This is a genomic window from Proteus vulgaris (genome assembly GCF_016239305.1).
Classification (GTDB): Bacteria; Pseudomonadota; Gammaproteobacteria; order Enterobacterales; family Enterobacteriaceae; genus Proteus; species Proteus vulgaris_C.
Genome location: NZ_JAEHOQ010000001.1, coordinates 310,770 through 322,233, shown reverse-complemented (window position 1 = coordinate 322,233; position 11,464 = coordinate 310,770). Strand labels below are relative to the sequence as shown.

At 35.1% G+C, this 11,464-nt stretch carries 8 protein-coding genes; 3 read left to right on the top strand and 5 right to left on the bottom strand.

The window, feature by feature from the left end; translation table 11 throughout:
- Positions 1-265: 265 nt before the first annotated feature.
- The 3 genes from JEP40_RS01430 to JEP40_RS01420 form a co-directional block, all read right to left on the bottom strand.
- Positions 266-3,172, bottom strand: a complete 2,907-nt coding sequence (locus tag JEP40_RS01430) for an inverse autotransporter beta domain-containing protein (RefSeq protein ID WP_198622117.1) — start codon at positions 3,170-3,172, stop codon at positions 266-268.
- A 207-nt stretch (positions 3,173-3,379) separates the two neighbouring features.
- Entirely contained in the window at positions 3,380-4,210 is an 831-nt protein-coding gene (gene dkgA, locus JEP40_RS01425; protein ID WP_198622116.1) for a 2,5-didehydrogluconate reductase DkgA, read from the bottom strand.
- 29 nt (positions 4,211-4,239) lie between these two features.
- Positions 4,240-5,397 carry an iron-containing alcohol dehydrogenase gene (locus JEP40_RS01420; RefSeq protein WP_198622115.1) on the bottom strand — a complete coding sequence of 386 codons (1,158 nt, stop codon included), beginning with the start codon at positions 5,395-5,397 and terminating at the stop codon, positions 4,240-4,242.
- A 177-nt stretch (positions 5,398-5,574) separates the two neighbouring features.
- Between JEP40_RS01420 and JEP40_RS01415 the strand changes: the two genes are divergently transcribed.
- Positions 5,575-6,357, top strand: a complete 783-nt coding sequence (locus JEP40_RS01415; protein WP_198622114.1) for a class I SAM-dependent methyltransferase — start codon at positions 5,575-5,577, stop codon at positions 6,355-6,357.
- Between the two features lie 162 nt (positions 6,358-6,519).
- On the opposite strand, the gene JEP40_RS01410 is transcribed toward JEP40_RS01415, so the two are convergent.
- Both JEP40_RS01410 and metC read right to left on the bottom strand, forming a co-directional pair.
- Positions 6,520-7,188, bottom strand: a complete 669-nt coding sequence (locus JEP40_RS01410; RefSeq protein WP_198622113.1) for a DedA family protein — start codon at positions 7,186-7,188, stop codon at positions 6,520-6,522.
- Positions 7,189-7,311: 123 nt separating this feature from the next.
- Complete coding sequence (gene metC / locus JEP40_RS01405) at positions 7,312-8,502, bottom strand: cystathionine beta-lyase (RefSeq protein ID WP_198622112.1); 1,191 nt, start codon at positions 8,500-8,502, stop codon at positions 7,312-7,314.
- 327 nt (positions 8,503-8,829) lie between these two features.
- Here metC and exbB point away from each other — a divergent pair, with 327 nt between their 5' ends.
- Positions 8,830-9,840 carry a tonB-system energizer ExbB gene (gene exbB / locus JEP40_RS01400; protein ID WP_198622111.1) on the top strand — a complete coding sequence of 337 codons (1,011 nt, stop codon included), beginning with the start codon at positions 8,830-8,832 and terminating at the stop codon, positions 9,838-9,840.
- 6 nt (positions 9,841-9,846) lie between these two features.
- Positions 9,847-10,275, top strand: coding sequence for a TonB system transport protein ExbD (gene exbD, locus JEP40_RS01395; protein WP_006535192.1), 429 nt, complete (start codon positions 9,847-9,849; stop codon positions 10,273-10,275).
- Positions 10,276-11,464 lie beyond the last annotated feature (1,189 nt).

Here is an 11,464-nt window from a genome sequence, read left to right as displayed (position 1 = left end):
ATATCGATTGGCAATCGAAAGAGATAATCTGACAATCTAAAATACCGTGATCCTAAAATTGGTAAAGTGATAACCATTATCATTTGAATGTGTTGGGATGGGTATGGTCTACATTTCTTCTTTAGCTGCTATCATTGCATTAGGTGCATTGTTAGTGACTATTGCTAACGTCCGTTATCAGGAAAAATGTAAGGTATTTTAAATTATAGCCCAAAGATACAAGGGTATTTTTGGGCTATAGATTTTTATTAAAACTAAATCATGTTTAATCTACTTCAGGTAGGACAGATGGATAATCATTAATATATAATATTTTTTGTGTTTTAAAATTTATGCCATTAACACTAAAGAATAAATTTACCTTACCTGAAATGATACCCGTTACTTCAATAACATAATGGCCTGGAGAAACTTGTTTTGTTTCACTAAATCTCACTATCGCTTTATCAGAAACTGCTATGACTTTTTGGTCTGGCAATGGATTTCCCCATTGATCGCTAAGTTCTAATGATAAAAAGGCGTTATCTATACCATCTGAATAGATATCTGTTGCAGATAAGCTAATTTTAGAGTGTGCTTCACTGGCTATTTTTGATTCAAATGTAATAGGCTGAGCTGACAATGAGTCATTATCTATAGTTGCAGTGACAATAACGTCAAGAGGTTCTGTGCTTGAGATAGAGGTAACGGCAATCCCTTTATCATTAGTTGCCGACGTTTCATTATCAATATTGACGATGTTTTTATCTTGATTGGTAGACCAATTTACCTCCACATTAGGAAGTGGTTTATGGTTTTGATCTTCAACAACGGCGGTAAAAAGAACACGCGTTTGCCCATCTGCAATGTAAAGTGATTGAGTCGGAATAATTGAAGTAATATTCCCATTTGCCTTGTTATTTACAAAGAATGTTGATTCTTCCGTGACATTATGTGTGGAAGTCACCTCTGCTTTTACAACGACTTTACCTGCAACATTGCTGACCATTGTTGTACTGGCTTTACCGTCTTTATCTGTAGTCAGAATTGCGTTTTTAAAGGTGGCTTGATCTAATGTTCTTAAAATAACTTCCATGTTAGGAATAGGAAGCTGGTTCTTATCAATTACAGTCAGATTGATAGTTTTCTCTGTGACATTATCTGCTGGTGAAATTTCAGGGGTAATAGTTAAATAAGAACGTGGAATATAGGCACTATCTTTATCAATGACAGGTGTGAAATTAACAGAAATAGGATATTCCACCTCTTTTACTTTCACTTTAATGGTGGTATTACCTGGATGAGTATTGGTAATAGGGACAATGACTTCACCCGTAAATGAAGTATAACCTGCGGGTTGAATGAAAGCACCATTGTCAGCCGTAAATTTAACAATATAATTATTAATAGGATGATTTTCTTTATCAGTTACAATTAATTTTAATTGGTTTTTATCTTTGCCATCAGCTAAAGCATTATTTTTAATTACTGACAGATTACCATTTAAAATAGTGGCACCATCAGCATTTGCAATAAATTGTATATCAATAGGATTAAATATATTGTTCAGATAGCTAGGGGTAATACTCACAATTTCAGGGGATGTTCCTGCGGTTATTATTGCTTTATATTTTCCTTTCTCTAGTCGGGAAAATGAGGTTAATTTGCTTGAACTTACTGTATTGTTTGATTTTTTTTCTAATGATATTTTTTCAGGTTCAACATTAACAGGTAAATTATCATTATCTCGTATTGTTAAAATTAGTTCTTGAGTAGAGTGACCATTAGCTATCAATATTTGTCTAGCTGATCGAAATTGACTGTTGTTTATGTTAATTCCACTCTGATTAACAATAATTTTTCCTTGGGCTGACTCAGAGCGATTGCCTTTTTCATCAATCGCAATAGCATTAATAACATACGTGTTTTGTTGCGGTGTACCTGATATATACGCTGGTAATGTGACTGAATAATTTAAACCTTGTTTATGATTTATTTTACCGCCATTTGATAAAAATTTACTTGCAGACCATTCAATATTTTTAATGGGGTAGGTTGAGTTAATTTTAATATCAAGTGCTTTTTCTTCTTTTGAATAACCCATAATATTGGGTGAAAAAGAAAATGAGATAGTTGCTTTTTTCTTATATTCTAAAACAATGTCGTTATTTCTATCGACAAAATCGTAGCGATTACCCGACAATAAACGCATAGCGCGTACGTTATCAGGATCAAATTGTGAAGTGAATGATTCACCTAAACGGTATTGAAAATTAACACTCAATGTATTATCGCTATTATCATGTAAACCCATTCGACGATCTGCACTTAACGTTATTAAAGGGATCGGGGTATAGGTTAATCCTGCGGTATAGGCATGAGGATTTTCTTGTCGGCTATCTGCATTAAACAGCCCAACTTCTTTACCATAATATTGTTCAAAAATGAGTTTTGCACCGAGTTGAGGATAAGCTGGAAGGTAACCTTCTGCTCTTAAATCCCAGCCATTTGCAGGGCGCTCATCATAATTTCCTATGCTCTTTGAGGTACGCCAATTTGATAATCGATAATAATGATTTGCACTGAATTTCAAATAATCACGCCATAGTTCAGCACCAATACCAACGCGGCGATGATGACGAGTTAGATCATGATCATAAAAAGCATTAATTCCGAGCATAAATCTATCTGTAAAGTAACGATATCCTAAGCCTTGATTTATCTGGCTACGTGAATCTTTACGGTGATAACTGGTTTGAGAAAAAATAATATTTTGATTGTATTCGTATAAAGGAATTAAAAAATCAGCCGCACTATTTTCTAATGTGAATTTATTATCTGCTGCAAGAGAGATGCGTGCATTTCCGAATTGATTTAACCATTGCTCTATTTTGGTACTGGCTTTATTCGTGACTTGATTGACAGCATATTGTGTTGCATTTGTTTCTTTATTTAATAAGTTCGTGTTGTTTACAATTAGTTGCGCTAATTTTGAGTGTTCTTCTGTTATGGGGGGAAGATGCTCATTGTTAGAGTTATTAATTTGGTTTTTAGTTTGATTATCTTGTGCAAAAGTAGAATAAGGAAATGTAGCTGATACAGGGAAAGCTATTTGAATAAAAATATTTATCCAGGTTACTTTTTTTGTAATAGAAGATATGGGGGAAGTGACATCCCATTTTTGTGTTTTCATTTTAAAACTCATCGCAATAAATAGTGGTGAGATTCTCTGATTTATATAAATTTTCGATATCAAAAAGAAAACATAAATAGATAAAAATAAGGTAATTGAAAAAATGATAGGTTGTTTTATAAAAAATAAGGTGATTTTAAGTGTTTTTATTTATAAATAAAAAGCCAATATAAATGAATATATTGGCTTTGAGTAAATAGGAGGAAATTAGATATCAACAAAAATATCAGGATCAGGTCCTAAACGTTTTTTCTGATCAAGCATTGTTATTTCCGCAACTTCCTCTTTTTCTAATTTGAAATCAAAAATGTGAAAGTTTTCTTCAATACGAGAAGGGGTGACAGATTTTGGAATAACCACTAGTCCACTATCTAAATGCCAACGTAACACAATTTGAGCGGGGGTTTTATGGTATTTTTCAGCGAGTCTTTGAATAATTTGTTGATTAAATACTCCTTTTCCACCTTGGGCTAATGGGCTCCAAGATTCGGTCACAATATTATGAGTCGTATTCCATGCTCTTAATGGTGCTTGTTGCATTAATGGGTGAATTTCAATCTGATTAATAACAGGAGTAACACCCGTTTCAGTAATAATACGTTCAAGGTGCTCTTCTTTAAAATTACAGACACCAATGCTTTTTACTAATCCTTCTTTTTGCAAAATAATCATTTGCTTCCACGCTTCAATGTAGAGCTCGCGCGAAGGTACAGGCCAATGCATTAAATAGAGATCAATATAATCAAGTTTCAAACGCTGGAGGCTTTCTAATACGGCACCACGGGCATGAGTCTGATCGTTATTCCATAATTTTGTGGTGATAAAAAGTTCATCACGAGGAACAGTGGTCTGTTTTAGCGCTTTACCTACACCTTCTTCATTGTGGTAAATGGCTGCTGTATCAAAAAGACGATAGCCTGTATCAAGTGCGTGATGAATTGCGTTAACAACTTGATGATTATCTGCTTGCCAAACACCAAGCCCAAGTTGTGGGATAGCATTTCCATCAGATAACTTGATCAGTTTAGGTTTATCCATTTTCTGTCTCCAAAGTCGCATTAAAGTACTTAGAGTGCCGCTGTATAAATACGTTGACTGACTTCTAATGTGATATCTTGATGCTCGCCTAGTGCGGTTTGTCCATGTTCTTCCAATTTACGCACTAAAGCAGGTATATCTTCTTCAGTGATCTTGAAATCAGCCAGTCGAGTTCTAAGTCCCATTAATTCAAAGAATTTTCGAGTTTCATTAATCGCAGTTTCAATTTTAAAAGCGTCAGAACCTTGGTTTATACCCCAGATTTTTTGTCCATATTGGATTAACTTCTCATATTTAGCCTGTCGTTTTTCATTTAATAGGGCTGGTAAAACGATGGCGAGAGTTTGTGCATGATCAAGCCCGTGTAAAGCGGTGAGTTCATGACCTAATGCATGTGTAGCCCAATCTTGAGGAACACCAACACCAAGGATACCATTAAGGGCTTGTGATGCTGTCCACATTATATTAGCACGGATATCATAGTCTGTAGGTGATGCCAGCGCTTTTGGTCCTTGATCAATCAAAATACGTAAAAGACCCTCTGCATATTCATCTTGTACACGAGCATTCACAGGATAAGTGAGATATTGCTCTAATATATGAATAAAAGCATCTACAACCCCATTAGCTGTTTGTCTTGGGGGTAAAGAATAGGTAGTTGTAGGATCTAAAATGGCACAATGAGGATAAACATAAGGGCTGGCAAAGCTTTGTTTATCCATTGTCTGTTTTTTACTGATAACAGAAAAACTGTTCGTTTCTGTACCAGTTGCTGGAAGAGTTAATACGCAGCTTAACGGTATTGCTTTTTCAACGGTTTTACCGCGACTGGTGACAATTTCCCATGGCTCACCTTGATAGGGTACAGCGGCTGCGATAAATTTTGTCCCATCAATAACTGATCCGCCCCCTACGGCTAATAAGTGCGTGATGCCGTGATATCTTGCATAAGAGACGGCTTTCATCAGTGTTTCATAAGAAGGATTGGGTTCAATACCACCAAATTCATGAATTTGATGACCGGGAAGTGCAGTATAAATTTGGTCTAATACGCCATTGCGTTTAATACTACCACCGCCATAAGTTAATAGAATACGCTCATTTTTTCCTATTTCAGAACGTAATTTTTCTATTTGGCCTTGACCAAAATGAAGACGAGTTGGTGAGTAATAAGTAAAGTTTTGCATTTTGTTTCCACCATAATTTAATGTTCTGCAGTATGACAATTAATCAGGAAAGTTTATTTCACTGTGTCTAGACGAAATTGCATAACACAACTATAACTTTTAGGTTGTGAAAATGAGAGTTGAGTTAAATTTTTTAACAACAACAGTTCATATTGTAGTTAATTTATAAGGAGTGATATGAAAAGTTATTATTTAACATTAAACCAAGAACATTGGGATAAACAAGCCACAATGGAAAATCAGTGGTCTAAGCCAGTAAGCGATGAAGAAATTATTGCAGCAAAGCAAGGCGACTGGAAAGTTCATTTAACACCTAATCCAGTTAAGAGTGAATGGTTAGCGAATATTAGAGGTAAAAAAATACTCTGTTTAGCGTCTGCGGGCGGGCAACAGGCACCTATTTTAGCGGCTGCTGGTGGTATTGTGACAGTATTTGATTTATCAGAAGGACAATTAAGTAAAGATAATCAACTGGCGCAAAAGCATCAGTTAGATTTGGTGGCAGTACAAGGTGATATGGCAGATCTAACGGCATTTGCTGATGAAAGTTTTGATATTATTTTTCATCCTATTTCTAATTTATATGTACCAGATGTAAATCCTGTTTGGCAAGAGTGCTACCGTGTTTTGAAGAAGGGCGGTGTACTAATGGCGAGTTTCTATAACCCGGTTGTATTTGTTGATGATAGAGATCCGCAATTACGTTCTCAGGGATTAATGAAACCCACTTATCGCTTACCGTATAGCGATCAGGGTTCATTACCTTCAGATATTTTGCAAGAAAAAGTGGCCAAAGGTGATGGGCTTGTATTTGGTCATTCTTTAACTGATCTTATTGGTGGGCAATTAGCTGCGGGATTTTTATTACAAGATTTTGTTGAAGATTTTGCCCCTCATGCTCGTTTTCTCGTTGATAGCTATATTCCTACATTCCTTGCTTCAAAAGCGATTAAGCTTTAAAGAGAAATAGAGTAAAAAAGATCATGATTGTAATTAATATAAATGGATTTTTAGTCAGATATTAATAGATTAGGAGATAAGACAATGAACAACTGAACTTTTGAAGTATTAGATGATTAAAAACGCCATTACGATGATTAAAATAATGGCGTTTTTTTTGAATTACTTATTACTGGTGCTATTTTTACGATGGCGAATATACATTACGATAGAGCCAATTAAACCTGCGCTTAAGAGTAAGACAGGCAATGTCATCAGAATATTCATCACTAATGTTTCATGCTTTTGAATAAAGGGAATTAAATTCAATACATAACCTAGTGACACAATAATACCCACCCACAAAAAGCCACTTAACCAGTTAAATATTTGAAAGCGACGTTGTTGTAATTCGGATAAGCCTGCTAACGTTGGCAATAATGTTCGTACAAAACCGATAAAGCGACCAATTAATAGTGCATACAAACCTTGGCGATGGAAAAGATCATTTGCCTTATGGTGATATTGCTCTGGTAATTGCGCCATCCAACGTTTAACTATTTTTGTATCACTTAACCAGCGACCTTGTAAAAATCCAAGCCAACTCCCAATACTGGCGGCAGTACCTAATATAATGACTGTTGGAAAGAAGTGTAAAACATCTTTTGCAATTAAAGCACCGCAAAGAATAAGCAGTGTATCTCCTGGTAAAAATGCTGCGGGCAATACCCCGTTTTCCAGCATAATAATAACAAAAAGAACAATATAGATAACCCATAACACATTAGGATTAGCCAACACCATATAATCGTGTTGCAATAATGCGTGAATTATCTCTTTTAATGTACCCATTAGCGAACTCGCATTAAAAAGAACTTTATGTTCGCTATTCTAACGCAAAATAAAGATAACAGTTTGATTTAATCCCTGTGGAACCACAGGGATAGATTTTTTTTATAAAAATTTAATGATTAATTAAGAAATACGTAAAAACGCGTATTCAAGATCTTCAATTAAATCATCCACATTCTCTAATCCAATATGAACACGGAATAATGTGCCAGTAAATTTAGGTTGTGTTTCATATTGGCGCATCGCTTTAATGTCATTTGGTTGATAACCCAAAATTAAAGATTCAAATCCTCCCCATGAAAAAGCCATTTTAAATAATGAAAAATTATCTAAAAAAATCGCAAATTCTTCTGGTGTGAGACTTTTCTTCAAATTAAAAGAGAATAATCCATTACTGCCTGTGAAATCACGTTGAAAATATTCATGTCCAGGGCAAGAGGCTAGCGCAGGGTGATAAACATTATCAACTAATGGGTGTTGTTTTAGCCAACGAGCCACTTCTAATGCGCTTTGCTCATGTTGTTTCATTCTCACTGGTAATGTTCTTAACCCTCTTGCTGTCATATAAGCAGTATCAGGATCAACACATTGTCCTAATAAATAGGCATTTTCTCGTAACTGCCCCCAACAACGTTCATTAGCCACAGCAAAACCTAACATGCCATCAGAGTGGCCATTAATATATTTTGTAGCAGATTGGATTGAAATATCGACACCAAAAGTGAGGGGTTTAAGCAGTAACCCTGCGGCCCAAGTGTTATCAATCATAATAATGATATCAGGATTATATTGACGAATTGAGCTGACAATTCCTTGTAGATCTTGAATTTCCATCGTGATTGAACCTGGGGATTCAAGAAAAACGATTTTTGTTTCAGGTTGCAGTAGTTGACTGATATTTTTCCCTATTAGTGGATCAAAATAGGTTGTCGTGACTGAGAACTTACGTAAGATCTGATCACAAAAGTTTTGCGTTGGATCGTAAGCCGATCCTGTCACAAGAATATGAGAGCCTTGCTCAACAAACGCGAGTATAGACTGTGTAATAGCTGCCGCACCTGAAGGAAAAAGTGCACAACCTGCACCTTGTTCTAATTCAGTTAGGGCTTCTTGTAAGGCAAAATGAGTAGTTGTGCCTCGACGTCCATAAAAAAGTGTACCCTCAGCACGTTTTTGCGTTGCTTCACGTTTTTGGGCAACAGAATCAAAAATAACAGATGAAGTACGTTGTATAATTGGATTTACTGCGCCTTGGGAGTATTTTTTAGCTCGTCCAGAAAGGAGGAGTGAGGTTTCTTGTTTTTTTAGCGTCATCCTTAATACCTTCTTTTAATTGATGGTGTGTTTACTTCACGTTAATTCATTTTTTGGATAAGTACAAAAGACGATCGGTGTAGTTGATAAAATTTCACGTTACGTGAAATAACGAAAATTTGTCTTAAAAATCGACAAATGAAAAAAAAATAGCCAAATAGTAATGATAATTACTATCAAAATGCTTCATGTTTGATATCATTTGAGCGTTTCTCTTTCCTGATGGCAAACAGGATGATTGTAAGCGAACGATTTTGGGTAAGTAGTGGCGGAAAACGTCATTGCTGAATAAATAAATAGATAAAAAAGAGAGTAAAAGGCCAACTGATGCGTAATTTGACAGCTTCTATTCTATTGGCAATCGGTCTGACAGGCTCTGCTTTTGCGGATACGACTCCTGCCACACCAACCGAACAGCCAACTACTGCTGCCGTTTCTTCAACAGCTTCTACACAGGGAACTGCTACAACAGCAACACCAACAACAGACTCATCTGCGAATACAGGCAATGAGGTTAAAGTACCGGGATCAGAACCTGCTAAGCCTGAGGGTGAAAATACTTCACTTACAACGGCTGAAAATACAGAAAACACCCCGTTAGCAACAGAAAACACATCATCAGTAGTAGAACCAGAGATGGTTGCAGGTGGTGGGTTTGCAGAAGATTTATCCGTAATGGGCATGTATCGTAATGCCGATTTAGTTGTTAAAAGTGTCATGATTGGCTTACTGTTAGCTTCTATTGTGACGTGGGCGTTATTTTTCGCCAAAGGAAGCTACTTACTCTCATTACGTCGTCGATTAAGAAATGAAACAGCACAATTGGTTGATGCTAAATCACTCAATGATGCTTTAACTATTAGCAAAAAATTTGGTAATAAGAGCGCGACAGCTGATTTCTTTAATGATGCTGAATTAGAGCGTACTTACTCTCAAGATAGTAAAGTGGCATCAGGCATTAAAGAACGTGTTGAAATGCGCATGGAACGTCGAGTTGCTGCCATTGTTCGTGAGTTAGGCCGTGGTAATGGCTACTTAGCTACTATCGGTGCAATTTCTCCATTTATCGGTCTTTTTGGTACGGTTTGGGGAATTATGAATAGCTTTATTGGTATTGCACATTCTCAAACAACTAACTTAGCGGTTGTTGCTCCGGGAATTGCAGAAGCCTTATTAGCTACCGCGATTGGTCTGATTGCTGCTATTCCAGCTGTTATCATTTATAACATTTTTGCTCGTATGATAGCAGGTTATCGTGGTGAGATTGGTGATATTGCAACAGGTGTGGTGACATTAGTTAGCCGTGACTTAGATATCGAAAACAGCAAAGCAAGGTAATGAATTATGGCAATGCGTCTTGGTGATGATTCAGGTGATGATAATGAATTACATGATATCAATGTGACGCCTTTTATTGATGTCATGTTGGTTCTGCTCATTATCTTTATGGTAGCCGCGCCTTTAGCTACCGTTGATATAAAAGTAAATTTACCCGCTTCAAGTGCAAAACCACAGCCTCGCCCTGAAAAACCTGTTTATTTGACTATTAAGTCTGATAAGCAAATTTTCATTGGTGAAGAGATGGTCACGCATGAAACGATGGCTAATGTGTTAGATACTATGACACAAGCCAATAAAGAGACCACGATCTTTTTCCAAGCAGATAAAACCGTTGATTATGAAACGCTAATGGCTGCAATGGATTCGTTAAGAAAGGCTGGGTATCTCAAAGTTGGATTAGTAGGGATGGAAACAGTCTCTACAGGTGGCTAACGTTTAGAAATACGCTATTCAGCTAAGTAGCATTATTACGCTATTTTAAAAGCACTTTATTTGTCGTTGTAAAATGATGAATAAAGTGCTTTTTTATTGTACAAAAAAAAATGCTTATATTTTTTTATGGCTTTTAGTTATTAATGAGACAATTAATAAAATTGAGTTAGAATAAAATTTAGCTTTAGTCTTAAATTATATTAATAATAGATAGATTAATTTTAAGAATAAATAATTAATTAAGCTTACTTGGTAATAACAAGCTGAATCAATTAATGCTAAGTAGATATTATTATTTCCACTTGCCTTACATTAATATTCATTAACTCTTCATTTTTTTTCACTTTTTGATTTATTGATATTTTCTTTTCTAAGTTAAATTTTACTATAACCATATGATTGGTAATGTTTTTATGTGAATTTGGTTTAAGTGTAAAAATGCTTGCGCAAAAAATCTTATTGGATATAATGCATCCACGTTACAAATTGAAACATCCTGTAACGTGCAAGAACGCCTAATTTGTTTATTATCTAAGTTATCCGTATTTGGATACTTATTTTTTTATTGCACCAGGTAGACCGTTGTTTTCAGTCATTCCAATTTCTGGTAAGTAGATTTTATTTACTTATTTAAACCACTTCTTATCTTTGATAAGCAGTGAGTAAAATAAAACGTGAAAGGCAGAGAACTACACATAGCATTTTATTATTTTAATAAATTTAAAAGCCATAACATTTCGGTGTTATGGCTTTTTATTTTGTTGACTGATTCTGTTCCTATCGTTCCTATCGTTCCTATCGTTCCTATTGTTCCTATTGTTCCTATTGTTCCTAAATTTTAGCCTAAAGGGGATGTGTTTCACTTTTATCCTTTACTTTTGGTTTATCTCTTATTCTTTACAAAATTTTTGTCAGATTGAAAACTACAAACAGTTAACAAAGTACTTTTCTATTTTTTAGATTTATGACCACTTCTTTTACCTATTCTCACAAAAAAAAGAAATATGCTTTATTTTAGGATTTTTTATCGATAACTTGTGCTTTTTTTATCCACAATAACAACAAGGATTTAACATGAAAATTTATTTAGGTTAATTTCATTATAAACTCGATATGTTATAAAATAACCTAATGTAATTATCGCGATTGATTACTAATTAGTAATTATTAATGATCTTATCTTTTGAAT